Here is a 342-nt window from a genome sequence, read left to right as displayed (position 1 = left end):
GCAATCTGATTTTCATTGATGATGGCACGACATGGCTGACCGACTTCAGTCAGGCGCTTACAGATAATGGCGACGGCATTCTTGATACCAATGTTTATTATGAAGAGATAAAAGACAAAAGCGGTTTTTCGCAGAATGTTCTATTGGGGATTTTAGGGGCAGCTGCCGGAGCGGGCGGCATTGCTGCTGCAGTGTCAAGTGATGATGATGACCATGACGAACCGGTTGTTGATAAAACGCCGCCGGCAGCACCGACCTATTTTGTTGTAAACAATAATGACCCGAAAAATTTGCTTGCGGTCAGGAATGGCGGTTATCTGAACGATAGTACGCCACTTTTAT

Annotated in this window: 1 protein-coding gene; it reads left to right on the top strand. The window is 46.2% G+C overall.

From position 1 onward, the window contains the following. Positions 1 to 342, top strand: a 342-nt coding sequence (locus H3V12_RS11095) for a hypothetical protein (protein WP_198214713.1), incomplete at both ends; no start/stop codon positions are given.

This window comes from Bartonella sp. W8167, from assembly GCF_016100335.1.
GTDB lineage: Bacteria > Pseudomonadota > Alphaproteobacteria > Rhizobiales > Rhizobiaceae > Bartonella > Bartonella apis.
Note: the sequence above shows the minus strand (reverse complement) of the source record. Positions and strands in the feature narration are given on the sequence as shown.